The following is a 26145-nucleotide window of genomic DNA, read 5'->3' as shown; positions in this document are numbered from 1 at the left end:
GTAGTCGATGAACAAAGGCTACGCCCGCGCCCGTCCGGGCAAAAATCAACGCTCTCAATAGTGGCTATCAGGATTTCAGCTTGATCGGCGCTATATCTCCTAACGATCTATAAATATCGATTAACGTTCTTTTACGGAATAACCAGCAGCCGCTATAAATCCCTGCACACGGCAAACAACTGTTGCTCCAGCAACTGTTGCCCAGGCAACAGCAGATCAACAAACCCGCCTGATATCCGCACCACCGGCTCACGGCACAATGCTCAAGCCCAGGTAAACCGGGCCTCTCAGGAATTGGTACAGCGCTTGCTCAAGCCTTGGCACTGACCCACTGCTCGCTGAGCAACTGTTGATAAAAAGGAACTCATCATGTCGCGTCCCCTGAAAGTCGTCGCCCTCTCCGGTGGCACCTGGCGTCCATCGCGCACGCTGGTGCTGACCCAAGCGCTGTTGGCCGAACTGGCCGGACACTTGCCGGTCGAGAGTCATCTGATCGAACTCGGTGACATCGCCCGACCGTTGGGTGGCGCCCTGTCGCGTCAGGAGCTGAGCGCCGAGGTCGAGGCCGAACTGCAAGCCATCGAACAGGCCGATCTGCTGATCGTCGCCGCGCCGGTGTATCGCGGTTCCTACCCGGGCCTGCTCAAGCATCTGTTCGACCTGATCGACCTCAACGCGCTGATCGACACCCCGGTGTTGCTCGCCGCCACCGGTGGCAGCGAGCGCCATGCGCTGGTGCTCGATCACCAGTTGCGGCCGCTGTTCAGTTTCTTCCAGGCGGTGACCCTGCCGATCGGGGTCTACGCCACCGAGGCCGATTTCGCCGACTACCAGATCACCAGCGAACCGCTGAAAGCGCGGATTCGCCTGGCCGCCGAACGCGCCGCGCCGCTGTTCGGCACGCAAATCAAACCGTTGCTGAAAATCGCATAAGGAGCTGTTCATGGATGTTTTCTGGTTCCTGCCGACCCACGGCGACGGACATTACCTGGGCACCACCCAAGGCGCCCGCCCGGTCACCCTGAATTATCTGAAGCAAGTGGCGCAAGCCGCCGACAGCCTCGGCTACCACGGCGTGCTGATTCCCACCGGGCGCTCCTGCGAAGACTCGTGGGTGATCGCTTCGGCGCTGGTGCCGCTGACCGAACGCCTGCGTTATCTGGTGGCGATCCGTCCGGGGATCATTTCGCCAACCGTTTCGGCACGTATGGCGGCGACGCTCGATCGACTGTCCAACGGCCGTCTGCTGATCAACGTGGTGACCGGCGGCGACCCTGACGAAAACCGTGGCGACGGCAGCTTCCTCAGCCACAGCGAACGCTACGAAGTCACCGACGAATTCCTCAGGATCTGGCGCCGGGTGCTGCAGGGCGAATCGGTGGATTTCGAAGGCAAGCACCTGAAAGTACAGAACGCCAAGGCCCTCTATCCGCCAGTGCAGAAACCGTATCCGCCGCTGTATTTCGGTGGCTCGTCCGACGCCGCGCATGACCTCGCTGCCGAGCAAGTCGACGTGTACCTGACTTGGGGCGAACCGCCCGCCGCCGTCGCCGAAAAACTCGCCGATGTGCGTGAGCGCGCCGCACGCCATGGACGCAAGGTGAAGTTCGGCATTCGCCTGCACGTCATCGTCCGCGATACCGCCGAAGAAGCGTGGAAAGCCGCGGACAAACTGATCGAACACATCAGCGACGAAACCATCGAGGCCGCGCAGAAATCCTTCTCGCGCTTCGACTCCGAAGGCCAGCGGCGCATGGCGGCGTTGCATGACGGGCGTCGCGACAACCTGGAAATCGCTCCCAACCTGTGGGCCGGCGTCGGTCTGGTACGCGGCGGTGCCGGTACCGCGCTGGTGGGCGATCCGCAGCAAGTGGCGGCGCGGATCAAGGAGTACGCCGACCTCGGTATCGAGAGTTTTATCTTCTCCGGCTATCCGCATCTGGAAGAGGCTTACCGCTTTGCCGAACTGGTGTTTCCGCTGCTCCCGGAACCCTACGCAAGCCTGGCTGGACGCGGCGTGACCAACCTCACCGGGCCGTTTGGCGAAATGATTGCCAACGATGTGTTGCCCACCAAGTCCTGACCCGACACAAACTCTGTAGGAGCTGCCGCAGGCTGCGATCTGTTGATCTTGCTTGTAAAAATCAAAGTCAAAAGATCGCAGCCTGCAGCAGCTCCTACACGGACGTTGTAGAACATAGGAGATTTGGTGTGACCGCCAAACCACAAAGCACCCTGCTCTCCCCGCTGCAAACCGCCCGCCAACTGGCCGCCGAATTCGCCCTGACCGCTGTCGAGCGTGACGAGCGCGGCGGCACACCGAAGGCCGAGCGCGATGCCCTGCGCGACAGCGGCCTGCTGGCCCTGAGCATTCCCACCCGCTACGGCGGCCTCGGCGCGACATGGAGCGAAACCCTGCAAGTCGTGCGCGAGTTCGCCAAGGTCGACAGTTCCATCGCCCACGTTTTCGGTTTTCATCACCTGATGCTCGCCACCGTGCGCCTGTTCTCTCGCCCCGAACAATGGCAGCCGTGGTTCGAACAGACCGCGCGGCAGAACTGGTTCTGGGGCAACGCGCTCAACCCGCTCGACACCCGCACCGTGGTCAAGGACTTCGGCGGTTGGCGCGAGTTTTCCGGGAAAAAAAGCTTCTGCTCCGGCGCCAGCGATTCGCAGATGCTGATCGCTTCGGCCGTCGACGAAAGTGCCGGCGGTAAGTTGCTGATCGCGGCGATTCCCAGTGGTCGCAGCGGCATCACCCTGCACGATGACTGGAACAACATCGGCCAGCGCCAGACCGACAGCGGCAGCGCCACGTTCGAGCGTGTGCGGGTCGAAGAATCCGAGTTGCTGCTTGACCCCGGTCCGTTGAGCACACCGTTCGCTTGCCTGCGTCCGCTGATCGCGCAACTGACCTTCACTCACATGTTCCTCGGCATCGCCGAAGGTGCGTTTGAGGAAGCGCGGCAGTACACGCTGAGCGAAACCCGGCTGTGGCACAAATCCACCGCCCGCAATGTGCGTGAAGATCCGTACGTGCTCGCGCATTACGGTGAATTCTGGGTGGCGCTGGAAGGCATCCGCCTGCTGGTCGAACGGGCCGCCGCGCTGCTCGACGAGGCCTGGGCCAAAGGCCCGAGCCTGACTGCAGAAGAGCGCGGACATCTGGCCACGGCGATTGCCACCGCCAAGGTCGCCGCCAGTCGTCAGGGGCTGGAGATTTGCAGCCGTTTGTTCGAAGTCACCGGCGCACGTTCGACCCACGCCTCGCTGCGTCTCGACCGACACTGGCGCAACCTGCGCACGCAAACCCTGCACGACCCGCTCGATTACAAACTCCACGAGCTGGGCGACTGGGCGCTGAACCAGGCGCTGCCGGTGCCGACGTTCTATTCCTGATCTTGCCTTTAATGGAGCGAGCCCATGCAACTGCTGACCCTTCCGCCCTCACCCGCTCTGGCGACGTCGATCCGCGCCACCGCGCAGGTCTTCGAAGACCCCAAGTCCCAAGCCCTGCTGGCGCATCTGCAACAAGTCGCGCCGAGCGAAGCCAGCGTGCTGATCATCGGCGAGACCGGCACCGGCAAGGAACTGGTGGCGCGGCACATCCACAACCTGAGCCACCGTCGGCATCGGCCGTTTGTCGCGGTCAACTGCGGCGCGTTCTCCGAATCACTGGTGGAGGCCGAGCTGTTCGGCCATGAGAAAGGTGCTTTCACCGGCGCGCTCAGCGCCAAGGCCGGCTGGTTCGAAGAGGCGGACGGCGGCACCTTGTTCCTCGACGAAATCGGCGATTTGCCGATGGCGATTCAGGTCAAGTTGCTGCGGGTGTTGCAGGAGCGCGAAGTGGTGCGCCTCGGCTCGCGCAAGAGCATTCCCATCGATGTGCGGGTGCTGGCGGCGACCAACGTGCAACTGGAAAAGGCGATCAATGCCGGCAACTTTCGCGAAGACCTGTTCTACCGGTTGAACGTGGTCAATCTGGAACTCAGTCCGCTGCGCGAGCGGCCCGGCGATATCCTGCCGCTGACCCGGCATTTCATCGAGGCCTACAGCCAGCGCCTGGGTTACGGACGGGTCAGCATCAGCCCCGGCGCCGAACAGAAACTGCGCAGCTACAGTTGGCCGGGCAATATTCGCGAACTGGAAAACGTCATCCATCACACCCTGTTGATCTGCCGCAACGGCGTGATCGAGCGCGACGATTTGCGCCTGTCGAACCTGCGCATCGAGCGCCCGGACGATCAGCAGTCGAACGCCGACGATTCACCGGAAGCTTTGCTGGAGCGGGCCTTTCAAAAGCTCTTCGAACAACAGGCCGGCGCCCTTCACGAAAAAGTCGAAGACGCCCTGCTGCGCGCCGCTTATCGCTTCTGCCATTACAACCAGGTGCATACCGCCGCGCTGCTCGGTCTGAGCCGCAACGTCACGCGCACGCGGCTGATCAAGATCGGCGAACTGGCGGTGAACAAGCGGCGACTCACGGAGAACCTGCACGGTGAACGCCTGATCCAGTTGTCGATCTAGCCGACCAGGCTGCAGTGCAGCGCATCGTCATGACTGCGGGCGATGCTGCTCAACACCTGGAATGAATTGAAGGTCACGGTTTTCGCCTGATGGGCGCGGATCAGTTGCCAGAAATCCTGCTCGCCGCTTTCATAGCGACCGAACGCCGCCTCCCCGGCCTCGCGGCTCTGCCACTGCAGCAAGCTCAGCACCCGCCGACCGTCGTCGCTGACCTGGACGCTGGCGCTGACAAAACCTGCATAGCGCTGCGCCAGATGTTCGCTCTGCTGCGCCAGCGCCGAAACCAATGCCGGTTGCTGGCGTGGTTCGATCTCAAATTCGATCAATTGGGTAAAGCTGCGATTTTTCGCTGAGGTTTGCATGAGAAGTCCCCACTCATCGTAAGCCGAGTCTTGCGACTCGAAGGCCTGCAGGGTAAAACCTCTAGTTAAGTCAAGGTCAAGAGCCCTTTTGCAAAATGATCACCCCGGAAAACCTGCACAAACAGCTCACCGTCGGTGAAGTCGCCGCGCGCAGCGGTGTGGCGGTCACTGCCCTGCACTTTTATGAATCGAAAGGCCTGATCACCAGCCAGCGCAATGCCGGCAATCAGCGCCGTTACCCACGGGCGGTCTTGCGCCGTGTGGCGTTGATCAAGGTCGCGCAGCGTCTGGGCATTCCGCTGGCGGAAATCGGTGAGGCGCTGAAAACCCTCCCGGACGACCGCGCGCCGACAGCGGCAGACTGGAAAATCCTGTCCGAGCAGTGGCGACGGGAGCTGGATGAGCGGATCAACCAATTGACCCTGTTGCGCGACCGGCTCACCGGTTGCATCGGTTGTGGGTGTCTGTCGATGGAAGCCTGCCCGCTGCGCAACCAGGGCGATGTGCTCGGTGAGCAGGGGCCGGGGGCGCATTTCCTCGGCTGACTGCTCGTCGGGGAAAAATCCTGGCCGCGCAGACAGTTCTATAGTGAATCTTCCACAAATCCGGTGGAGCCATACCTCGCAAAACAAAAACAGGGAGAACGTCATGAGCGTCAAACCCATTCCCGAGGGGTATCACAGCATTACCCCGTACCTCGGTATCCTCAAGGCTGCCGAAGCCATCGAGTTCTACAAGAAAGCCTTCGGCGCCACGCAGGTCATGCGCCTGGACATGCCCGACGGGCGCGTCGGCCACGCCGAACTGCGCATTGGCGACAGCGCGATCATGCTCGGCACGCCGTGCGATCAAGGGCCGTTGAGCGATCCGGACAACGCCGTGGCCGTTGGTCTGCATCTGTACGTCACCGATGTCGACAAGTCCTTCCAACGAGCCCTGGATGCCGGGGCGAAAGCGGTGTCGGAGGTCAAGGATCAGTTTTATGGCGATCGCAGCGGGACGCTGAAGGACCCGTATGGGCACCTGTGGTTTCTGGCGACGCGCAAGGAGGATCTGACGGAAGAGCAGATCAAGCAGCGGGCGATGGAGATGTTCAGTCAGGGTTGAGATCTTCAGGGTTTGGGCTGGCCTCTTCGCGGGCAAGCCCGCTCCCACAGGGATCTCTGGTGTTTATACGATGGGTGTCACACAGAAAAACACTGTGGGAGCGGGCTTGCCCGCGAAGGGGCCAGCCCTGACGACACACATCACACTTCATGAACCACCACACCACGCTTCAACCCTTGCCCCGAATGTCGAACACTTTCAGGATGCATCCCACCCGCACCTGAACAAGGATCAGCCCGATGTTTGCCGGATTCGACAAAGACCAGCGCCACGTCAACGGCGTCGACATCGCCTATCGCCTCGGCGGCAGCGGCCCGGGGCTGTTGCTGTTGCACGGGCACCCGCAGACCCACGTGATCTGGCACAAGATTGCCGAACTACTGGCCGAGCACTTCACCGTGGTCGCCGCCGACCTGCGCGGCTACGGCGACAGCGCCCGACCGGCCGCCGATGAACAACATCGTAATTACTCAAAACGCGAAATGGCCAGGGACAACCTCGAGTTGATGCAGACGCTGGGCTTCGAACAGTTCTCGATTCTGGCCCACGACCGTGGCGCGCGGGTCGCCCATCGCCTGGCCCTCGACCACCGCACTGCGGTGCAACGGATGATGCTGCTGGACATCGCCCCGACCCTGGCGATGTACACCCAGACCAACGAAGCGTTCGCCCGCGCCTATTGGCACTGGTTCTTCCTGATCCGCCCGGCGCCGTTGCCGGAAACCCTGATCGAAGCCGATCCCGCGGCCTATCTGCGCAGCGTGATGGGCAGCCGCAGCGCCGGACTTGCGCCGTTCACCGAGCCTGCGTTCAGCGAATACCTGCGCTGCCTGCAACGTCCCGGCAGTGCCCGGGGCATTTGTGAGGATTACCGCGCCAGCGCAAGTATCGATCTGGAGCATGACCGCGCCGACATCGCTGCCGGCCATCATCTTGACCTGCCGTTGCGGGTGTTGTGGGGCGCCGAAGGCACGGTCGGCCGTTGCTTCGATCCACTCAAGGAATGGCAGCACGTGGCAACCGACGTCAGCGGCAAGGCGCTGCCGGCCGGGCATTATCTGGCCGAGGAAGTGCCCGAACTGTTGCTCGCCGAGGCGCTGGATTTCCTGCGCTGAATCGAGCGTTCCCCGCCGATGCTATGCTGGCGGCTTGTGCCGCCAGTGCCCGTTCCGCCATGTCCCAGAACCAAGACCCCGTGCCCCTGCCCGAAGACCTGCGCGTGCTGCTGACCGTGATCCGCAAGAACGGTTTCGCCGCCGCTGCCGATGAGCTGGGCCTGTCCCCGGCCTACGTCAGCAAACGCATCCAGATTCTCGAATCGACCCTCGGCACTCGCCTGCTGCACCGCACCAGTCGTCGCGTGTCGCTGACCGAGGACGGCGAGCGGGTGCAGCGCTGGGCCTTGCGTATTCTCGATGACTTCCAGCAACTGCGCGACGACCTCGCCGACGCCCACGACAGCCCGCGCGGGCGCCTGCACATTTGCAGCAGTTTCGGTTTCGGCCGTAACCATGTGGCGCCTGCGGTTTCACGGCTGGCCGAGCTTCACCCGCAATTGCAGATTCGCCTGGACTTGTTCGACCGCGCGGTGGATATCGTCAACGAAGGTTTTGATCTGGAAATCCGCGTCGGCGACGACCTGCCCGGTCAGCACATCGGCCGGCAACTGGTGAGCAACCGCCGGGTGCTGTGCGCAGCGCCCGAATACCTTGAGCGCCGCGGCACACCGCAAACGCTGGACGATCTGCAACAGCATGACTGCCTGGTGATCAAGGAGCGCGACAACGCCTTCGGCATCTGGCATCTGGATCGCGACGGCACGCAGGAAAGCGTGCGGGTCAGTGGGCCGTTATCCTCCAACAACGGCGAAATCGTCCTGCAATGGGCGCTCGACGGACGCGGCGTGTTGCTGCGTTCGTTGTGGGATGTGAAACCGTTGCTGGATCAGGGCCGACTGCTGCCGGTGCTGGCCGATTACAGCCAGAGCGCCAATGTCTGGGCGGTGTACCCGACACGGCTGGCCAACTCCGGGAAGCTGCGGGCGTGTGTGGAGTTTTTGCAGGGGCATTTCAAGGATCTTTCTCTGTAACCCAAACACCACAAAACCTTGTGGGAGCTGGCTTGCCAGCGAAGGCGTCAGCCCAGCCGATATAAATGCTGGATGTGCTGGCCTCATCGCTGGCAAGCCAGCTCCCACAGGGTCAAAGGTGTGTCAGGTCAGCCATGGGTTGGCCGCCAGGTACTCGCGCTCGAACGCCTCGATCTGCTCACGCCGCTGCAAGGTACTGCCAATCGCATCCAGCCCCAGCAACAGTGCGGTCTTGCGCAAGCCATCAATCTGGAAATCGATGACTTCACCGTCCGCCAGTCGGATCTGCTGCGCCTCCAGATCCAAATTGATCCGGGCCGTTTCAGGCTGACTCACCAGCCGGCCGATACGCTGCACCTGCGGCTCATCCAGCGTGATCAGCAACACCCCGTTGCGCTGGCAGTTATCGTAGAAAATTCCGGCAAAGCTGCTGCCGATCAGCGCGCGAATGCCCATTTGCTGCAACCCCCACACCGCGTGTTCGCGGCTGGAACCGCAACCGAAATTCGCCCCGACCACCAGGAAACTCGCGCCCTGCCAGGCCGGTTGGTTCAGCACGAATTCCGGGTTGGGCGTACCGTTGGGGAGAAAGCGCAGATCGAAAAACAGCCCACGATCCAGCCCCTGACGGTCGATACCCTTGAGAAACTGCTTGGGCATGATCACGTCGGTATCAACGTTGGCCGCGAGCAGCGGCGCGGCCTGGCCGCTGACTTGCGTGAAGGGTTGCAGGCTCATGGGCGTTCTCCGAAGTGGCGGATGTCGGTGAGGTGGCCACTGATCGCGGCGGCAGCCACCATCGCCGGGCTCATCAGATGGGTGCGAGCTCCGGCGCCCTGCCGGCCTTCGAAATTGCGGTTGGTGCTGGAGGCGCAACGGTCGCCGGGCGCGAGTACGTCATCGTTCATCGCCAGGCACATCGAGCAGCCGGACTGACGCCATTCGAAACCGGCCTCGATGAAGATCTGCGCCAGTCCTTCGGCCTCGGCCTGAGCGCGCACTTCGCTGGAACCGGGCACGATCATCGCCCGCACATGCCCGGCCACCTGCCGACCGCGCACCACGCTGGCGGCGTCACGCAGATCCTCGATCCGCGCGTTGGTGCAGGAGCCGATAAAGGCATGACTGATAACGATATCGCGCAGCGCCATGCCCGCTTCCAGCCCCATGTATTGAAGGGCGCGACGCATGTCCTGACGCAGGATCGGATCGTCGATGCGTTGCGGATCCGGCACCTGCGCACCGATCGGCGCCGCCTGATCGGGGCTGGTGCCCCAGGTGACCATCGGTTCCAGCAGACTGGCGTCGAGGTGAATTTCGCGGTCGAACACCGCCCCGGAATCGCTGCGCAGTTCACGCCACTTTGCCACGCCGCGCTCCCACAACTCACCTAGCGGCGCCCGGGGTTTGCCCTTGAGATAGGCAAAAACTTTTTCGTCCGGCGCCATGAACGCACCGCGTGCGCCGGCCTCCACCGCCATGTTGCAAATGGTCATCCGCGCTTCGACGCTCAGCGCATCGATGGTCGAACCGCAGAACTCGATCGCATAGCCAGTGGCGCCCGACGCACCGATGCGGCCGATCAGCGCCATGATCACATCCTTCGACGTCAGCCCCGGCGCCAGTTCGCCATCCACCGTCACGCGCAGGCTTTTCAGGCGTTTGTAGACCAGCGTCTGCGAGGCCAGCAGGTGCTCGATTTCCGAGGTGCCAATGCCAAATCCGAACGCCCCCAGCGCGCCGTACGTGGTGGTGTGGCTGTCACCGGCAGCGATGACCATGCCCGGCAGAATGAAGCCCTGCTCCGGGGCGATCACATGTTCGATGCCCTGACGCTTGTCGAGGATATCCAGCAGTTCGATGCCGAAGTCCCGGCAGTTTTCCGCCAGATACGACACCTGCCGCGCACCGCCGGCGTCAGGCATCGCCGCCACTCGTTTGGGGGTGGTCGGGTTGACGTGATCGACCACCGCCAGCGCCGTGCCGGGCCGCCAGACTTTGCGCCCGGCGGCGCGCAGACCGCTGAACGCCTGCGGGCTGGTGTATTCGTTGATCACCTGGCGATCGATATACAGCAGCACATGGCCCTGATCGTCGAGGCGGCACACGGTGTGCGAATCGATGTGTTTGTCGTAGAGGGTTCTGGGGCTCATCAGGGCGCTCGCTCGGGGAATCCAGTGATTTCCATCATAAGGAGCGCGAACCGGCCATCAATTGCCTGACAGTGAGTGCCACATTCATGAATCGTGTTTGATCTGACGACCCGCAAAATCCTGTAGGAGCTGTCGAGTGCAACGAGGCTGCGATCTTTTGATCCTGTTTTTACAGACCAGGATCAAAAGATCGCAGCGTGCCGCAGCTCCTACAGAGGGATCTCGTCGCTCCCTGCGAAGTGCGAAACATTTACTTTCATATAAGCCATCGGGATTTGTCCGGCTCATCCGTCCTATAAAGATGCAGGCCGTTCGCACAGGCAACAGCCACGACCGCGCCTTTTGCGGACACCCGCGCTGCGAAGCCCGTAGCCGCGTGCCCTTTCATCGAAATCAAGACGCGCAATCATGTCGAAGAAATCCCGTTCCAAACTGTGGTTCCTGGTGCATAGCTGGCTCGCGCTGCCGATCTGGTTTTTTGTCCTGATCGTCTGTGTCACTGGCACGCTGGCGGTGGTCAGCCAGGAAATCGTCTGGCTGGCCAACCCGCAAATGCGCGCCAGCCAGCCATCGGATGACGCACCACGGCTCAGCTACGATCAGGTGCTGGCCGCGATCAAACAGGCCGAACCGCAGACGCTGGTGGAAAGCATCAGCCGCCCCGACGAATCGCACTTCGCCCTCGACGTCGAAGTCAGCTACCCCGACGGCCGCTCGCAGACGGTCTACGTCAACCCGTACACCGGGGTTATCCAGGGCCCGGCGCCTGATTTCAACTTCAAGGCGTTCACCCGTGCCCTGCACGGCTGGTGGCTGGTGCCGTTCACCAACGGTTTCAGCTGGGGCTGGTATCTGGTGTCGTTCCTCGGCCTGCCGATGCTCGCTTCGCTGGTCACCGGGCTGGTGGTGTACAAGCGCTTCTGGAAAGGCTTCTTCAAACCCACCCTGCGTTTTCGCCACGGCGCGCGGATCTTCTGGGGCGATTTCCATCGACTGAGCGGCATCTGGTCGATCTGGTTCATCGCGGTGATCTCGATCACCGGCACCTGGTTTCTGATTCAGGCCATTCTGGCCGACAACCAGGTATCGATCAGCAGCGAGCCGATCATTCCCGCCATGTCCCGGGAAAGCGTACCGATGTCGAGCGACGCCAGTCCTCCCCCACGGATCAGCCTCGATCGCGCGGTACAGATCGCCGAACAGCACATCCCAGGTCTGGAAGTCAGCTTCGTCAGCCTGCCGGGCAATGCCTACAGCCACTTGAGCCTTGGCGGGCGAGGCTGGTACCCACTGATGTTCCAGACCGCCACGCTTAACCCGTACAACGGTGACATGGCCGCCACGCGACTGCTGACTGACCGCTCCTCGCTGGAGTTTGTCACCGAGTCGATGCGCCCGCTGCACACCGGTGATTTCGGCGGACTGTGGATCAAACTGATCTGGTTCTTCTTCGGCCTGCTGCTGAGCATGATGGTCCTCAGCGGCCTGTTGATCTGGACCAAGCGCACCGCATTGGCCACCGCCAACGCCCTCAAGCGCGAAAATAAAAAGGCCCGCAGCCCTCGCGTCAGCCGTGAACCGGCGGAGGTCAGCCTGTGAGCCCGTCCAACCGCACTGCCCAACCGTCCGCCCTGCGCCGCTTCTGGCACAAATGGCGCTTTCATCTGAACGCCCTGTTGCTGCTGATTCCGTTGGGCTTCATGCCCAAGTACTTCGCCGATGCCGCGCTGTTTCGCGGTGACGTCGGCCTCGGTGAGCATGAAGTCGGCGAGATCCAGGTCGGCCCGTGGAGCCTGCGCCTGGCCGAACTGCGCAACGAAGCGCCGCGCCTGAGTGGCCCCGCCGGCTACATGAAGGACTTCAATGCCGCCCTCTGCGACGCCTGTGTCGAACAGGTCAAGGCCACCTACCTGCGCATCGGCAAACCGCGCAGCCTGCGCGCCGCCGGGGTGATTTTCTTTGGCACGCCGTATCGGATGGGCGCGCAATTGCCAGTGGCGGAAAAAACCAAAGCCGATGCCGAACTGTGGATCACCATGGAGGGCTGGGACGGCAGCATGCACCAGGCCTTGATTCCCCTGAGCCAGGCCTCCCCCGCCACCCTCGCCTGGCTGAACCAACAAGGAGCCAAACCATGAACCGCGTTCAACGCTCTTCCCGCCTGCGGTTGCGTGCCGCGTTGCTGATGCTGTGCGCAGGTTTCAGCGCCGGCGCCCTGGCCCATAACCCGATGTGCGAATGCAAAGCCGTCGATGCCGAGCAGATCAAATGCACCGGCGGCTTCTCCGACGGCAGCGGCGCGCCGGGGGTGACCCTCGATGTGATCGGTTACGACGAAACCATTCTGCTGCCGGGCAAGCTCGGCGCCGACTCGACCGTGACGTTCAAGAAACCGGCGGCCGAGTTTTATGTGCTGTTCGACGCCGGCCCCGGCCACGTCGTGGAAATCGACCAAGCCGACATCGAGGCCCCATGAGCACGCCCACCATCCAAGTTGTACGCCCGGCCGGTGCCGGCCATGAAACCCTTAACGTTCTGCTGTTGTGCTTGCTGATCCTCGCGGTCGCCGGCTCGGTGGTGGCATGGCGCGGGGTGTCCCATGAACCGGAACCGGTCGCCAGCCATCAGCTCGATGCACGGCGCGACCTCAGTGCCGCCGAGCAAGGCATCTATGCCGACCTGCGGGTGACCCTCGACGAGATCCGCCTGCTGCGTGAAGAGCAGCAAAGCCTGCCGACCCCGCAAAATCTGGCCGAGGAAGGTTTCGCCCCGTTCGCTCAGGACGCCAGCTCGGTCAGCCGTGGCGGGCATGCCTGGCAGTTACTGGCGGACAGCGCCTATTTCGGCCACAGCCAGGCGCCCGCCGTCGCCGGTTCGTTCGTGATGTTGCTGAGCGCCGACGCCAATGCCGCGCCGGACATCTGGCTTAACCGCGCCGCCGATCTGAAAACGCCCGCCGAGCTGACCGATGCCGCGCTGTCCGCCGCTGGCTGGAAACAGATCGTCGCGCAGTTCGATGCCGGTGTAACCCGCGAGCATCGCCACTGAACCTTCGCCTTCACCCGAGAGAAGACCGCTTGCCCATGCTTATTTCCCTGACTCGCCGTCCCCTCCTGCGCACCCTGCTGTTAGGCCTGTGCGCGTGCCTGCTGAGCCCGCTGGCCAGCGCCGATCCGGGCAAACGCCTGCGCATCGGCATCACCCTGCACCCGTATTACAGCTATGTGGCGAATATCGTCGGCGACAAGGCCGAGGTGGTGCCGCTGATTCCCGCCGGTTTCAACCCGCACGCCTACGAGCCACGTGCTGAAGACATCAAGCGCATCAGCGGCCTGGATGTGATCGTGCTCAACGGGGTCGGCCATGACGACTTCGCCGACCGGATGATCGCCGCCAGCGAAACGCCGAACATCAAGACCATCGAAGCCAACGAAAACGTGCCGCTGCTGGCCGCCACCGGTACCGCTGCGCGCGGCGCCGGCAAAGTGGTCAACCCGCACACCTTCCTGTCGATCAGCGACTCGATTGCTCAGGTCAACAACATCGCTCGCGAGCTGGGCAAGCTCGACCCGGACAACGCCAGGACCTACACCCAGAACGCCCGCGCCTACGGCAAACGTCTGCGGCAGATGCGCGCCGATGCTCTGGCGAAACTGACCCAGGCACCTAACGCCGAATTGCGTGTTGCCACTGTGCATGCGGCCTACGACTACTTGCTGCGCGAATTCGGCCTGGAAGTGACGGCCGTGGTCGAGCCGGCCCACGGCATCGAACCGAGCCCGAGCCAGTTGAAAAAGACCATCGACCAACTGCGCGAGCTCGACGTGAAGGTGATTTTCTCGGAGATGGATTTCCCTTCCACCTACGTCGAAACCATCCAGCGTGAGTCCGGGGTGAAGCTGTACCCGCTGTCGCACATTTCCTATGGCGAATACAGCGCCGACAAGTACGAAAAGGAAATGACCGGCAACCTCGACACCGTAGTGCGGGCGATTCAGGAGTCCGGGGCATGACCTCGAAAGAAACTATCCGGAACGAACTCGAATCCCCTGTAGGAGCGAGCCTGCTCGCGATAGCGCCCAGCCAGTCAACCACATCGCTGAATGACACTCCGCCATCGCGAGCAGGCTCACTCCTACAGAGGGTAGGCGGGCCTACCCTGGAATTTTCTGAGGTTTGTCTGACGCTGGGGCGCACGACGATTCTCGACAACGTCACCTTCCAGGTTCAGCCCGGCCACGTGCACGCACTGGTCGGCCCCAACGGCGGCGGCAAGAGCTCGCTGATCAAGACCCTGCTCGGGCAGATGCCGCATCAGGGTCAACTGAGCCTGCACTGGCCCGGCCAACCCGGCACCATCGGCTACGTGCCGCAGGCGCTGGAGTTCGATCGTGGCCTGCCGATGACCGTCGACGACTTCATGGCCGCCATGTGTCAGCGCCGCCCGGCGTTTCTCGGACTGAGCAAGCATTACGCCAAAGCCATCGGCGAGGCGCTGGAACGGGTCGGCATGCAGGACAAACGCAAGCGGCGCATGGGCGCGTTGTCCGGTGGCGAACGGCAGCGCGTATTGCTCGCCCAAGGGTTGATCCCGGCCCCGCAATTGCTGGTGCTGGATGAGCCGATGTCAGCCCTCGACGAAGCCGGGATCCAGGTGTTCGAACGCCTGCTCTGCGACTGGCGCGCGGCCGGCATCACCGTGCTGTGGATCGAGCACGATCTGGAAGCGGTCAAGCGTCTGGCCGACCGGGTCACCGGCCTCAACCGCCGCGTGCTGTTCGACGCCACGCCGCAACAGGCGCTGACCCCGGATCGGCTGCTGAGTCTGTTTTCCACCCATCCACGGAGCGCGGTCTGATGAGTTACGAAGCCTTTCGTTTGATGGTTCAGGGCTGGGCGTCGTCCGGTTACCTGCCGGAGGCGCTGGCCTACGGTTTTGTGGTCAACGCATTGCTCGCCGGCCTGTTGATCGGCCCGGTGCTCGGCGGCCTCGGCACGCTGGTGGTGGTCAAGCGCTTTGCGTTTTTCTCCGAAGCGGTCGGGCACGCAGCGCTGACCGGCGTGGCCATCGGCATTCTGCTCGGCGAACCCTACACCGGGCCCTACGGCAGTCTGTTCGGCTACTGCCTGCTGTTCGGCATCCTGCTCAACTACCTGCGCAATCGTACCGGTCTGGCGCCGGATACGCTGATCGGTGTGTTCCTCTCGGTGTCGCTGGCGCTCGGCGCGAGCCTGCTGCTGATTCTGGCCGGCAAGATCAACGTGCACATTCTGGAGAACGTGCTGTTCGGTTCGGTGCTCACCGTCAATGGCAACGACCTGCTGGTGCTGGCCATCGTCGGTTCGCTGGTCATGGCCCTGGCGCTGCCGCTGTACAACCGGATCATGCTCGCCAGTTTCAACCCGCAACTGGCGGCGGTGCGCGGCGTCGCGGTGAAGACTCTGGATTACTTGTTCGTGATTCTGGTGACGCTGATCACCGTCGCGGCGGTGAAGGTCATCGGCGCGATTCTGGTCGGCGCGTTGCTGGTGATTCCGGCGGCGGCCGCGCGTTTGCTCAGCCAGTCGCTCAAGGGCTTCTTCTGGTGCTCGGTGCTGATTGCTACCGTCAGCACGCTGTGCGGGATTCTCGCGCCGATCGTCTTCGATCTGCCAATCCCGTCCGGCGCCGCGATCATCCTGGTCGCCGGCATTGCCTTCGCCCTCGCCGCCATTGCGCGCGGGGTTGTCCCGAGTCTGAAAGGGAACCTTGGATAAATGACTTTCTCACTGCGAAAACTGACCCTGGCCATGGCCCTGTGCGGCGTGGTCGGCAGCCCGTTGCTGGCGGCTGAAAACCCCAAACCATTGCGCGTACTGGCCTCGCTGCCCATCACCTACGGCCTCGGCGAAGTGCTGCTCAAAGGCACCGACGTCAGCCTGGAACGAGCGGCCCCGGCGAATCTGCCGGGCAGCCGTCAGACCGCGTACTTCATCGGTCGCGGCGCGCCGGCGCTGGGCAAACTGGCAAGCGATGCCGACGCGGTGATCGGCGTGCGCTCGCTGTGGGCGGATGATCCGCTGTACCCGATCGCGCGGCGCAGCAACATTCGCATTGTCGAAGTCGACGCGGCGCGCCCGGTGGACGGCGCCCTGCCGGGGATTGCCGTGCAATCGGGCTTGAAGGTCGATGGCTTGAACAGTCAGCCGTGGCTGGCGAGCAACAACATGGGGCGCATGGCCGACGTGATGGCGGCGGACCTGGTGCGCCTGGCGCCTTCGGCCAAACCGAAGATCGAGGCCAATCTGGCAGCGCTGAAACAGCGCCTGCTCAAACTCAGCGCCGACAGCGAAGCGCGCCTGGCCGAGGCCGACAACCTGAGTGTGATGAGCCTCAGCGATCACTTCGGTTACCTGATCGGCAGCCTGAATCTGGAGCTGATTGGCCAGGATCCACGGCCTGATAGCGAGTGGACGCCGCAAGAGCTGAAGCAACTCACGACGACGCTCAAGGACAACGATGTGGCGCTGGTGCTGCATCATCGTCAGCCGTCGGAAGCGGTGAAAGCGGCGATTGCCGAATCGGGGAGTCAACTGCTGGTGTTGAGCACCGATGCCGAAGATCCGGTGGCGGAGCTGGAGGGGAATGTCGATTTGTTGCTCAAGGGGTTGAGCGGAGCGTAGCTTCAGTTACACCGCGTTATCGTTCATCGCGAGCAGGCTCACTCCTACAGGGGAATGCATTTCAAATGTAGGAGTGAGCCTGCTCGCGATGAGACACTGCCAGGCAACACAAATGCCAGCCATGAAAAAACCCGCTGCCTGTCACCAGTCCAGCGGGTTTGTTTTTGGCCGACGAATTACTGAGCAGCCGCCTGCCCTTCCATCTTCTGCCGCAGGCTCAGCGGACGCATGTCGGTCCAGACTTCTTCGATGTAGGCCAGGCATTCCTTCTTCAGGCCGCTCTTGCCCACGGTGCGCCAGCCCTCCGGCACGGCTTTGTAATCCGGCCAGATCGAGTATTGCTCTTCGTGGTTGACCACGACCTGAAAGAGGATGTCCTCGCGGTCGAATACTGACGTCATGCTGGTTCTCCATCAATGTAAGGGTGGGCTGCACCGGGGGTGCAGCCGGGTATGTAGTAAGAACGTTCGGCGCTGCGAAAAATTTACAAAGCGGCGGTGGCAGCGGCCAGGGCCCGGCCGAAGATCTCGGCGACGCGGTCGATTTCGGCGGCGGTGATCACCAGCGGCGGCAGGAAACGCACCACCGCACCATGGCGGCCGCCCAGTTCGAGAATCAGTCCGCGCTTGAGGCATTCACGCTGCACCAGCGGTGCCAGACGGGCGAACGCGGGTGGGTGACCAAGGGCGTCCGGTGCGCCGTTCGGGTCAACCAGTTCGACGCCGAGCATCAAGCCACGACCACGAATGTCGCCCAGTTGCGGGAAGTCGCGTTGCAGTATGCGCAGGTGTTCGCTCAGGCGTTCGCCCATCGCCGCAGCGTGTTCGCAGACCTTGTGTTCGAGCAGATAACGCATCACCGCGGAACCGGCGGCCATCGCCATCTGATTGCCACGGAACGTACCGGCATGGGCACCGGGTTGCCAGGTGTCGAGCCAGTCGCGATAGACCACCACCGCCAGTGGCAGGCTGCCGCCGATGGCTTTGGACAACACCACCACGTCCGGGACGATATCGGCGTGTTCGAAGGCAAACATCTTGCCGGTGCGGGCGAAACCGCTCTGGATCTCGTCGACGATCAGCGCCACACCGGCCTTTTCGGTGATCCGACGCAAGCCGCGCAGCCACTCGACGTCGGCCGGAATCACCCCGCCCTCGCCCTGCACCGCTTCGACAATCACCGCTGCCGGCAATTGCACGCCGGCTTCAGGATCGTTGAGCAGGTTTTCCAGATAACTCAGGTTGGCTTTGACACCGGCCGCGCCACCGAGGCCGAACGGGCAACGGTAGTCGTAAGGGAACGGCATGAATTGCACACCGTTGCTGAGCAAGGCGCCCAGCGGCTTTTTCGGCCCCAGGCTGCCCATCAGGCTCAAGGCACCCTGGCTCATGCCGTGATAACCGCCGGAGAACGACAGCACGGTGCTGCGCCCGGTGGCGGTGCGCACCAGTTTCAGCGCGGCTTCCACCGCGTCGGTGCCGGTCGGGCCACAGAACTGGATTTTCGCCTCGGCCGCCAGTGCTGGCGGGAGCAAACCGAACAGGTCCTGGACAAACTGATCCTTGACCGGCGTGGTCAGGTCGAGGGTGTGCAGCGGCAACTCATCCGTCAGCACTTGCTGAATCGCCTCGATCACCACCGGGTGGTTATGGCCCAAAGCCAACGTGCCGGCACCGGCCAGGCAATCGATGAAGGTCCGACCTTCGACATCTTCGACGTACAGGCCCTTGGCGCGCTTGAGTGCTAGCGGAATGCGTCGCGGGTAGCTGCGGGCATTGGATTCCTGCTGACTCTGGCGGGCCAGCAGCGGTGATTCGTTGAACTGATACAGGGTTTCCGCCGGCGCGGAGGTGATCCGGGCCGACGACTCTTCGATAAGGCTGGTGGCGACTGACATCTCTCGACCCCTCAATACGCTATGGATAGTGACCAAAACAGCACACCGCACAGGTGCGCGTTCCGGTCGCGGGGCGCACATGCAGGTTTTCCTGTTCTGGAAACGCTTAAGCGGGGCGAGGATTTAGACCCTTGATCGAGTTGTCAGTCGGGCACCATCAATGGCTTGTGCAGCGCAACACGGTGCAAGCCCTGATCGCTGGCGGATAGCGCCGAATTGCAGTAGCCCAGATGTCGATAAAAAGCCGCGCCGGTGCGTGTGCTGGCGATGCACACCTGCGGCACACCACGAATCCGCAGCCAGCCTTCAAGGTCCATCATCAGTGCGCGGCCTGCGCCACGACGAAACCATTCGGGCTGCACATGGCAAAAGCCGATCTCACCGCTGGCCGTGGCCATGCCGACACCCACCGGCTTGTCCTGCATTAAGGCGATATTCAGGTAGCAATGCGCGTCGGCAAGGTGCGCGCTGATGACATCGGCAGATTGCCGGCCGATCCAGTGGCTGACCTGCTGCGGATCGTTGCGGTGATCGAGCACACATCCGACGCGAATCGAACGCTCGATGATGCGACTGATGAGGCCAGCGTCGGCGGGTTTCGCCGGGCAGATGCAGATCGATGCTTCCATGGCACGTTCCCTCAATCCATTGAGTCAGAGCAGCCCCGACCTTAACGCCGCAATTGCCAAAGCACCAACGCACAGACGTTACATTTGATGTGGACCTACACAAATCCCCTGTAGGAGCTGCCGCAGGTTCGGGCCGCGTTCGGACGATCTTTTGATTTTGTTTTTCAAGATCAAGATCAAAAGATCGCAGCCTGCGGCAGCTCCTACAGGGATGGTGGTGAGTTCAGACGGGTTGCAAGGGCATCGTCAATTCGACGCGCAAGCCATCCGGCCGGCTGTCGAAATGCAGGGTGCAAGCGCAGCGCTGGACGATGGCTTGCACAATCGCCAGGCCCAGTCCGCAGCCGGTGCTCTGGCCGTTGCGCCAGAAGCGTTGGGTCAGGTGTTGCAGATCTTCCGCCGCAATTCCGGGACCATGGTCGCGCACCACAAAGCGGGCGCGCTGGCCGACGGTTTCCAGACTCAGCTCCACCTCGGCGTCTGCCGGGGTATGGCGCAGGGCGTTGTCGAGCAGATTGCGCAACGCGGCAATCGACAGCACCGCCGGCATTTGCACGGGCGCACTGGAGAGCTGCTTGGGCAATTGCAACTTGATGCGCTGGCGTTCACCACCGGCCGCATCCTGCATCGCCAGTTTCGCCACCTGTTCGGCGCTGCATTGCACGCCGTCGTCAAACGACAGGCTGCCCTCGACCCGCGCCAGCAACAGCAGTTGCTCCAGGGTGCGGTGCATGCGGTCGGCGCCCTCCTCGGCCCGGGCCAGCGACTGATCGCGGGCACTGCCTTCGGTCATCCGCGCCACTTGCAGGTGGGTCTTGATCGCCGTCAGCGGGCTGCGCAGTTCGTGGGCGGCGTCACCGGTCAGGCGGCGTTCGCGCTCGATGGTCTTGCCGATGCGCTGGAACAGCTGGTTCTGCGTATCCAGCAGAGGTTTCAGTTCGCTGGGAAACGACTGCAATTGCAGCGGCTCAAGCGAGTCGGCGTTACGTCGCATCAGTGCTTCACGCAGACGATTGAGCGGCGCCAGGCCCTGACCGATGCCCAACCACAGCAGGCACAGGCAACCGAGCAATGCCACGCCGACCGGCACCGAAGCCGCCAGCAGGATCGACATGTTCAGCGCTTCGCGTTCGATCTGCCGGTCGGCAGTGGTGATCCGCACATCACCTCGCGCGAGCGTAAAACTGCGCCACGGCGCGCCATCGATCATCTGGTCGTGGAAGCCCATTTTTTCCGCTTCCAGGGTTTGCTCAGGGCTGCTGTGGCTGCGGGCCAGGATTTCCCCGCGCAACGAACTGACCTGACAGGCCATGCCACCGGGAATGTTCAATTGTTCGGCACTGAAATGGGTGCCCTCGCCCTTGCTCGGCAACGCCGGCAGTTGCTCCAGCAGTCCGGCGACCATGCGCGCCGAAGCCACCAGCCGCTGGTCGAGGGAAAACATCATCTGATTGCGCAAGTCGCTGAGCATCCAAGCCGCGGCCAGCGCCCAGATCAGGGCGAACGCGGCGCCGAGGGTCAGACTCAGCCGCAGACGCAGACTCATCACTTCTGTTGTTCTCCACCATCGGCCGGCCCGAGGCGATAGCCCAGACCGCGCACGGTTTCGACGATGCCCTTGCCGAGTTTGCTGCGCAGGTGATGGATATGCACGTTCAGCGCGTTGCTCTCCAGCTCGTCGTTGAAGCCGTAGACGCTGTCCTTCAACTGCTCGGTGGACAGCACCCGGCCACGGTTGTGCAGCAGCGCCTGCAATAGCGATTGCTCGCGCCGCGACAAGTCCACCGGTTGCCCGGCCAGAGTCGTTTCACGGCTGCTCGGGTCGTAGGTCAGCGCGCCGTGTTCGATCAGGTTGACACTGCGCCCGGCGACCCGGCGCAGCAGAGTTTGCAGACGCGCGAACAGTTCACGCAGATCGAACGGTTTAAGCAGATAGTCATCGGCCCCGGCCTGCAAGCCATCGACCCGGTCGGTCACCGAGTCACGCGCGGTCAGGATCAGCACCGGAATTTCCAGGCCCTGCTGACGCAGTTGTTGCAGCAACTTGAGGCCATCTTCGTCAGGCAGGCCGAGATCGAGCACCATCACGTCGAATTCAGCGACCTTGAGCATCGCTCGTGCTTTCGAAGCCGTGTTGACGTGTTCAACCGTCAAGCCTTGGGCTGTCAGGCCGGCGACGATGCCACTGGCGATCAACTCATCGTCTTCGCAAACCAGTACGTGCATGGCGGTTCCCTGAGAAAAAAGGCAAGTCGAACAGAACAGGATTAAGCCGCAATTATGGCAGGGCGACAACCAACACGGCAGAGACTCGCTCGTTCGCCAGGTCCGGACTCAAAACTGCCAACGGACAGTTTGCGCAAGAACAATGTTTAATCAACATAAAGCCAACTAGCCGACATGAAATCAAACACCTGCAAACTATACAAAAACACCATCAAAAATTAATCTCAATCTCGCAACTTTCACACAACTAACCAAAACTTTAAAACATAAATCAACCTATTAAAGGAACCATGAATGAGCCTTACAAAAAACTTTGTTGCGGTTGACTGGCGCACCGGCCCCGACCGTATTTACTTTTTCTTCCCAGAGAAAAACAGTTATTCCCGTTTCGACTTCGAGGATAACAAAGTACTTTCCGGATTCCCCAAGCCGGTGGATGGTAGATGGGAAGGCTTCGACAAGACTGCTGCAGACCTGCGCTTTGGCTTTACCACGACGACCACCCGCTGGAACGGTGGCGTCGACACGCTCTGGCTGTTTTACGACGAAGGAACGACACCATCCGTTTGTGAGTTCAGCCAACAAACCGACAAGGCACTCTCCAAAACCTCCATCGCAAAATCAAGGTGGGAAAAAATATTGCCTTACTACAACAAAATCGTTGGCGTTATGTGGGCTGAAAGCACTGCACAAAGAGAAAGTTACTGGTTCTTGTTGAATGACGGAAACTATCTGATCTACGAAATATACTCAAAAACCGTGGAAGTACTACCTTTAAAAGGTTCGCCCTGGGCAGCGCTGGAAGAATATAAAAGCCAAATGATGACAGCCGTCTCCAACGACTATCCGACACTCGACACTTACTTTTATGTGTTCCTGAACGACAACCGTTACCTGCGTTATGAACAGGGCGCGAAAAAAGTATTTGGCCCGTATACAATCTCTGACACAACCTGGCCCGGGCTGCTGAAGGACTGAGCCACTCGCAGGCACCAGTGAATCGGCGTCGGGTCGCCCATCCGACATCGTGCGGGGCGGTTAATCATCGGTTAATCGACACCCGCCACTGTGCACCACAATTGCACAGGGACAAGGCTCCTCCATGCGTCATTTTTTTCTTTTGTTTGCACTGCTGATCTCCGGCCTGGCCCAGGCGGGAAACAATCCATTCGAGACCAAACCGGAGTTTCTGCCGGTCGACAAAGCCTTCGTGCTCACCTCCGAACGCCTTGAGTCCGGGGAAACCCAGCTGTTCTGGCAAATCACCGACGGCTATTACCTGTACCAGAAACGCCTGAAATTCGACGGTTTGACGGCAGAGCAGCAGCCGGCGTTGCCCGAGGGCGAGTCGCACAGTGACGAATTCTTCGGTGAACAACCGGTGTATCGCCAGGGGCTGGAGGTAAAAATTCCGGCCTCGGCCAGCGGTCAGATCAAGGTCAGTTACCAGGGCTGTGCCGATGCCGGCCTGTGTTACCCGCCGCAGACCCGGGTCATCGATCTGGGCGGCAAAGCAACGCCAACGACCAGCGCTGAAGCGCCGGATCAGGCCTTGGCGAGCAGCCTGCAACAACGGGCGCTGGGCTGGAGCCTGCTGGTGTTCTTCGGCCTCGGCCTGTTGCTGGCGTTTACCCCGTGTTCGTTGCCGATGCTGCCGATTCTGGCGGGCATGATTGTCGGCAGTGGTGCCACCCCGCGCCGTGGGTTCGCCCTGGCCAGCAGCTATGTGATCTGCATGGCGCTGGTGTATGCCGCCATGGGAGTGATCGCCGCGCTGCTCGGCGCCAATCTGCAGGCGTGGCTGCAGAATCCATGGCTGCTCGGTGCCTTCGCTGCAGTGTTCGTGCTGTTGGCGTTGCCGATGTTCGGCTTCTTCGAATTGCAATTGCCGGTGGCCTTGCGTGATCGCCTCGAGCACGCCTCGCGCAGTCGCAGCGGTGGCAGCCTGATCGGTGCCGGGGTGCTCGGTGCGTTGTCCGGTCTGCTGGTCGGCCCGTGCATGACCGCGCCACTGGCCGGCGCTTTGCTGTACATCGCGCAGAGCGGCAATGCGCTGCACGGTGGATTGATTCTGTTTGCGTTGGGCATCGGTATCGGGGTGCCGCTGTTGCTGTTGGTGACCGTCGGCAATCGCTTCCTGCCAAAGCCTGGCGCGTGGATGAACCTGCTCAAGGGCATCTTCGGTTTCCTGTTCCTCGCGACCGCGCTGCTGATGCTGCGCCCGGTGCTGGACTCGTCGCTGTGGCTGGGCCTGTGTGGCGCGCTGCTGCTGATCGCTGCGTTTTGTGCGTGGAAGCAATCGGAAGGTTTCGGCCGCGTCGCCCAGTTGTTCGGCGCCAGTTCGCTGTTGCTCGGTCTGTGGGGCAGCTTGTTGCTGATCGGTGCCGCCGGTGGCAGCGACGACCCGTATCAGCCACTGCAGGTGTACAGCGCCGGCCGCGTCGCCAGCGCCACACCGAGCGGGCATGACGCGTTCACCACGATCAAGGATCCGGCAGCCCTGCAGCGCGAACTGGATAGAGCCAAGGCTCAGGGCCAGTGGGTGCTGCTCGATTACTACGCCGACTGGTGCGTATCGTGCAAAGTCATGGAGAAACAGGTGTTCGGCAAAGACAAGGTCATGCAGGCGCTGAGCGATGTGCGCCTGCTGCGCCTCGACGTCACTGCCGACAATGCCGCCAGTCGCGAGCTGCTCGGCCGCTACAAAGTACCGGGGCCACCGAGTTTTGTCTGGATCGGCACCGACGGCGAAGAACGACGTAACCAGCGCATCACCGGTGAGGTGGATGCCGAGACGTTCCTGCAACGCTGGGCCACTACCCGAGACGCCAATTAAATGCTGACGTTCACCCTCGGCACCTTCGCCATCGCGCTTAACCACCTGCTGCTGATCAGTGCCTTGGCGCTGGCGACCTTTGTCGGCTGGCAGGTGGCCAAGCGTGGTGGCGATAATCCCGAGTCGGCGCTGTTCAGCCTGTTCCTGCTGGGCATGCTCGCGGCGCGCGTGGCATTTGTCGCCCTGTACTGGGGGCACTATCGCAACGATCCGTGGCAGATCATCGACCTGCGCGATGGCGGTTTCCTCGCCTGGCCGGGGGTGATCGTGCTGCTGCTCGCCGCTCTCTATCGCGGCTGGCGCCGCCCCGGCCTGCGTCGGCCATTGGGTTTTGGCGTGGCCAGCGGTGTGCTGTTCTGGCTGTTGGCAACCCTGTCGCTGAACATCTACGAACAAGGCACGCGCCTGCCGGAAATCACCCTGCGCAACCCCGCCGGCGAGACCATCCAGCTCAGCGACTATCAGGGCGGTCCATTGGTGATCAACCTGTGGGCGACCTGGTGCCCGCCGTGCCGGCGCGAGATGCCGGTGCTGGAAAACGCTCAGCAACAACGCCCGGACCTGACCTTTCTGTTCGTCAATCAGGCCGAAAGCATGCAAAGCGTTGCCACCTTCCTGGAAACCCAGGGCCTGAGCCTGAACAACGTGCTGTTTGACCGCAGCGGTCGACTGGGTCAAGCCGTGGGTTCCATGGCGTTGCCGACTACGCTGTTCTACAGCCCTGACGGTCGCTTGTTGAGCAGTCATCTGGGCGAACTGTCGAACGCCAGTCTGGCCCGCGTCCTGGAAAACTTCGACATCCCGAATCCAACCGCCGCACCGGCCACCTCTGCAAGGAAACTGCCATGCCCCGCCTCCGCCACCTGCTGACGCTGACTCTGGGCACTGCCCTGCTGCACCTGCCGTCGGTGCAGGCCGCCGAAGAATTGCCCGCCGCGATCAAGCAGATCGAAGCCAAGGGCGCGAAAATCGTCGGTCAGTTCGACGCCCCGGACGGCTTGCGCGGTTATGCGGCGCAGTACCAGAACCGTGGCATGGCGCTGTATCTGACGCCAGACGGCCAACACGTGCTGCTCGGCAATCTGTACGACGCCGACGGCAAGGATCTGAGCAGCGAGCCATTGCAGAAAATGGTTTATGCGCCGATGGCCAAGGAAATCTGGGGCAAGTTCGAAGCCAGCAACTGGATTCAGGACGGCAACAAGGATGCACCACGCACCGTGTACCTGTTCAGCGATCCGAACTGCCCGTACTGCAACATGTTCTGGGAACAGGCGCGACCATGGGTCAAGGCCGGCAAGGTGCAGCTGCGGCACATCATGGTCGGGATCATCCGCGAAGACAGCCCGGCGAAATCCGCTGCGCTGCTGGCGGCGAAAGATCCGGCCAAGGCCCTGGAAGATCACGAGAAGGCCGGCAAGGCCAGCACCCTCAAGCCATTGAAAGACATTCCAAAAGCGGTGCAGACCAAACTGGCCGCCAACATGCAGTTGATGGAAGACCTGGAACTGCAGGCGACACCGGCGATTTTCTACATGGATGACAAGGGTGAGCTGCAACAGCAGCAAGGGGCGCCTTCGCCGGAGAAACTGACGAAGATTCTCGGGCCGAAATAAGCCAGATCAAAAGATCGCAGCCTGCGGCAGCTCCTACAGG

At 62.1% G+C, this 26145-nt stretch carries 28 protein-coding genes; 20 read left to right on the top strand and 8 right to left on the bottom strand.

All coding sequences use genetic code 11. The features are described 5' to 3' along the window. Window positions 1–369 precede the first annotated feature (369 nt). From msuE to ACIP8I_RS18250, 4 genes are all read left to right on the top strand, one after another. Entirely contained in the window at window positions 370–933 is a 564-nt protein-coding gene (msuE, locus tag ACIP8I_RS18265) for an FMN reductase (protein ID WP_047599911.1), read from the top strand. A 10-nt stretch (window positions 934–943) separates the two neighbouring features. After that, window positions 944–2083 carry an FMNH2-dependent alkanesulfonate monooxygenase gene (gene ssuD, locus ACIP8I_RS18260; protein ID WP_367085221.1) on the top strand — a complete coding sequence of 380 codons (1140 nt, stop codon included), beginning with the start codon at window positions 944–946 and terminating at the stop codon, window positions 2081–2083. Window positions 2084–2211: 128 nt separating this feature from the next. Beyond that, window positions 2212–3399: an acyl-CoA dehydrogenase family protein gene (locus ACIP8I_RS18255; RefSeq protein ID WP_400762843.1), complete on the top strand. Its 1188-nt coding sequence runs from the start codon at window positions 2212–2214 to the stop codon at window positions 3397–3399. Between the two features lie 24 nt (window positions 3400–3423). Beyond that, the gene (locus ACIP8I_RS18250) at window positions 3424–4527 is read left to right on the top strand and encodes a sigma-54-dependent Fis family transcriptional regulator (RefSeq protein WP_003226649.1); all 1104 of its coding nucleotides are present in this window, start codon (window positions 3424–3426) and stop codon (window positions 4525–4527) included. Here the strand turns inward: ACIP8I_RS18250 and ACIP8I_RS18245 are convergent. Continuing rightward, complete coding sequence (locus ACIP8I_RS18245) at window positions 4524–4889, bottom strand: antibiotic biosynthesis monooxygenase (protein WP_400762841.1); 366 nt, start codon at window positions 4887–4889, stop codon at window positions 4524–4526. The two genes, ACIP8I_RS18250 and ACIP8I_RS18245, sit on opposite strands and share 4 nt — an antisense overlap. A 95-nt stretch (window positions 4890–4984) precedes the next feature. On the opposite strand from ACIP8I_RS18245, the gene soxR reads away from it, so the two are divergent. From soxR to ACIP8I_RS18225, 4 genes are all read left to right on the top strand, one after another. After that, complete coding sequence (gene soxR, locus ACIP8I_RS18240) at window positions 4985–5434, top strand: redox-sensitive transcriptional activator SoxR (protein WP_367085225.1); 450 nt, start codon at window positions 4985–4987, stop codon at window positions 5432–5434. A gap of 103 nt (window positions 5435–5537) precedes the next feature. Next, window positions 5538–5996 carry a VOC family protein gene (locus ACIP8I_RS18235; protein WP_007965461.1) on the top strand — a complete coding sequence of 153 codons (459 nt, stop codon included), beginning with the start codon at window positions 5538–5540 and terminating at the stop codon, window positions 5994–5996. Between the two features lie 239 nt (window positions 5997–6235). Continuing rightward, window positions 6236–7111 (top strand): alpha/beta fold hydrolase, encoded by an 876-nt coding sequence (locus tag ACIP8I_RS18230; protein ID WP_400762839.1) that lies wholly within the window; start codon window positions 6236–6238, stop codon window positions 7109–7111. 23 nt (window positions 7112–7134) lie between these two features. Further along, window positions 7135–8085 (top strand): LysR substrate-binding domain-containing protein, encoded by a 951-nt coding sequence (locus tag ACIP8I_RS18225; RefSeq protein ID WP_400762837.1) that lies wholly within the window; start codon window positions 7135–7137, stop codon window positions 8083–8085. 123 nt (window positions 8086–8208) lie between these two features. Here the strand turns inward: ACIP8I_RS18225 and leuD are convergent, their stop codons facing one another. Together leuD and leuC are read right to left on the bottom strand one after the other, a co-directional pair. Further along, window positions 8209–8823 (bottom strand): 3-isopropylmalate dehydratase small subunit, encoded by a 615-nt coding sequence (gene leuD, locus ACIP8I_RS18220; RefSeq protein ID WP_400762835.1) that lies wholly within the window; start codon window positions 8821–8823, stop codon window positions 8209–8211. Further along, window positions 8820–10238: a 3-isopropylmalate dehydratase large subunit gene (leuC, locus tag ACIP8I_RS18215; protein ID WP_400762833.1), complete on the bottom strand. Its 1419-nt coding sequence runs from the start codon at window positions 10236–10238 to the stop codon at window positions 8820–8822. The genes leuD and leuC overlap by 4 nt, the downstream gene beginning before the upstream one ends. 408 nt (window positions 10239–10646) lie before the next feature. Here leuC and ACIP8I_RS18210 point away from each other — a divergent pair, with 408 nt between their 5' ends. Genes ACIP8I_RS18210 through ACIP8I_RS18175 form a run of 8 tightly spaced genes read left to right on the top strand, consistent with a single transcriptional unit; the run spans window position 10647 to window position 16901 of the window. Continuing rightward, on the top strand, window positions 10647–11837 hold the full coding sequence (locus ACIP8I_RS18210) for a PepSY domain-containing protein (protein ID WP_225135786.1): 1191 nt from the start codon (window positions 10647–10649) through the stop codon (window positions 11835–11837). Beyond that, window positions 11834–12376: a thiamine pyrophosphate-binding protein gene (locus tag ACIP8I_RS18205; protein ID WP_400762831.1), complete on the top strand. Its 543-nt coding sequence runs from the start codon at window positions 11834–11836 to the stop codon at window positions 12374–12376. Before ACIP8I_RS18210 ends, ACIP8I_RS18205 begins: the two co-directional genes overlap by 4 nt. Continuing rightward, the gene (locus ACIP8I_RS18200; protein ID WP_400762829.1) at window positions 12373–12714 is read left to right on the top strand and encodes a hypothetical protein; all 342 of its coding nucleotides are present in this window, start codon (window positions 12373–12375) and stop codon (window positions 12712–12714) included. The genes ACIP8I_RS18205 and ACIP8I_RS18200 overlap by 4 nt, the downstream gene beginning before the upstream one ends. Beyond that, complete coding sequence (locus tag ACIP8I_RS18195; protein WP_400762827.1) at window positions 12711–13286, top strand: DUF6162 family protein; 576 nt, start codon at window positions 12711–12713, stop codon at window positions 13284–13286. Before ACIP8I_RS18200 ends, ACIP8I_RS18195 begins: the two co-directional genes overlap by 4 nt. Before the next feature lie 35 nt (window positions 13287–13321). Beyond that, entirely contained in the window at window positions 13322–14251 is a 930-nt protein-coding gene (locus tag ACIP8I_RS18190; protein WP_400762825.1) for a metal ABC transporter substrate-binding protein, read from the top strand. Further along, window positions 14248–15096: a metal ABC transporter ATP-binding protein gene (locus ACIP8I_RS18185; protein WP_400762823.1), complete on the top strand. Its 849-nt coding sequence runs from the start codon at window positions 14248–14250 to the stop codon at window positions 15094–15096. Before ACIP8I_RS18190 ends, ACIP8I_RS18185 begins: the two co-directional genes overlap by 4 nt. Further along, the gene (locus ACIP8I_RS18180) at window positions 15096–15995 is read left to right on the top strand and encodes a metal ABC transporter permease (RefSeq protein WP_003226663.1); all 900 of its coding nucleotides are present in this window, start codon (window positions 15096–15098) and stop codon (window positions 15993–15995) included. The genes ACIP8I_RS18185 and ACIP8I_RS18180 overlap by 1 nt, the downstream gene beginning before the upstream one ends. Then, entirely contained in the window at window positions 15996–16901 is a 906-nt protein-coding gene (locus tag ACIP8I_RS18175) for a metal ABC transporter substrate-binding protein (RefSeq protein ID WP_400762821.1), read from the top strand. 176 nt (window positions 16902–17077) lie between these two features. Here ACIP8I_RS18175 and ACIP8I_RS18170 read toward each other — a convergent pair whose 3' ends face one another. The 5 genes from ACIP8I_RS18170 to ACIP8I_RS18150 all read right to left on the bottom strand — a co-directional run bounded on the left by ACIP8I_RS18170 (window position 17078) and on the right by ACIP8I_RS18150 (window position 21653). Then, complete coding sequence (locus tag ACIP8I_RS18170) at window positions 17078–17302, bottom strand: MbtH family protein (protein ID WP_003226665.1); 225 nt, start codon at window positions 17300–17302, stop codon at window positions 17078–17080. An 83-nt stretch (window positions 17303–17385) separates the two neighbouring features. Next, window positions 17386–18798: an aspartate aminotransferase family protein gene (locus tag ACIP8I_RS18165; RefSeq protein WP_400762819.1), complete on the bottom strand. Its 1413-nt coding sequence runs from the start codon at window positions 18796–18798 to the stop codon at window positions 17386–17388. A 143-nt stretch (window positions 18799–18941) separates the two neighbouring features. Next, window positions 18942–19427: a GNAT family N-acetyltransferase gene (locus tag ACIP8I_RS18160; protein WP_400762817.1), complete on the bottom strand. Its 486-nt coding sequence runs from the start codon at window positions 19425–19427 to the stop codon at window positions 18942–18944. Between the two features lie 223 nt (window positions 19428–19650). Continuing rightward, window positions 19651–20973, bottom strand: coding sequence for an ATP-binding protein (locus ACIP8I_RS18155; RefSeq protein ID WP_098964858.1), 1323 nt, complete (start codon window positions 20971–20973; stop codon window positions 19651–19653). Then, window positions 20973–21653, bottom strand: a complete 681-nt coding sequence (locus ACIP8I_RS18150; protein WP_007969056.1) for a response regulator — start codon at window positions 21651–21653, stop codon at window positions 20973–20975. Before ACIP8I_RS18150 ends, ACIP8I_RS18155 begins: the two co-directional genes overlap by 1 nt. Before the next feature lie 294 nt (window positions 21654–21947). On the opposite strand from ACIP8I_RS18150, the gene ACIP8I_RS18145 reads away from it, so the two are divergent. The 4 genes from ACIP8I_RS18145 (at window position 21948) to dsbG (ending at window position 26105) form a co-directional block, all read left to right on the top strand. After that, window positions 21948–22631 carry a hypothetical protein gene (locus ACIP8I_RS18145; protein ID WP_400762816.1) on the top strand — a complete coding sequence of 228 codons (684 nt, stop codon included), beginning with the start codon at window positions 21948–21950 and terminating at the stop codon, window positions 22629–22631. 124 nt (window positions 22632–22755) lie between these two features. After that, window positions 22756–24489: a protein-disulfide reductase DsbD gene (gene dsbD / locus ACIP8I_RS18140; RefSeq protein ID WP_400762814.1), complete on the top strand. Its 1734-nt coding sequence runs from the start codon at window positions 22756–22758 to the stop codon at window positions 24487–24489. Further along, complete coding sequence (locus ACIP8I_RS18135; RefSeq protein ID WP_400762812.1) at window positions 24490–25359, top strand: prolipoprotein diacylglyceryl transferase family protein; 870 nt, start codon at window positions 24490–24492, stop codon at window positions 25357–25359. Further along, on the top strand, window positions 25335–26105 hold the full coding sequence (gene dsbG / locus ACIP8I_RS18130; protein WP_367085242.1) for a thiol:disulfide interchange protein DsbG: 771 nt from the start codon (window positions 25335–25337) through the stop codon (window positions 26103–26105). Before ACIP8I_RS18135 ends, dsbG begins: the two co-directional genes overlap by 25 nt. Window positions 26106–26145: the final 40 nt, after the last annotated feature.

The organism is Pseudomonas sp. NPDC088414, assembly GCF_044753325.1.
GTDB lineage: Bacteria > Pseudomonadota > Gammaproteobacteria > Pseudomonadales > Pseudomonadaceae > Aquipseudomonas.
The sequence above is the reverse complement of the archived record's forward strand: the minus strand, read 5'-3'. Positions and strand labels throughout refer to the sequence as shown.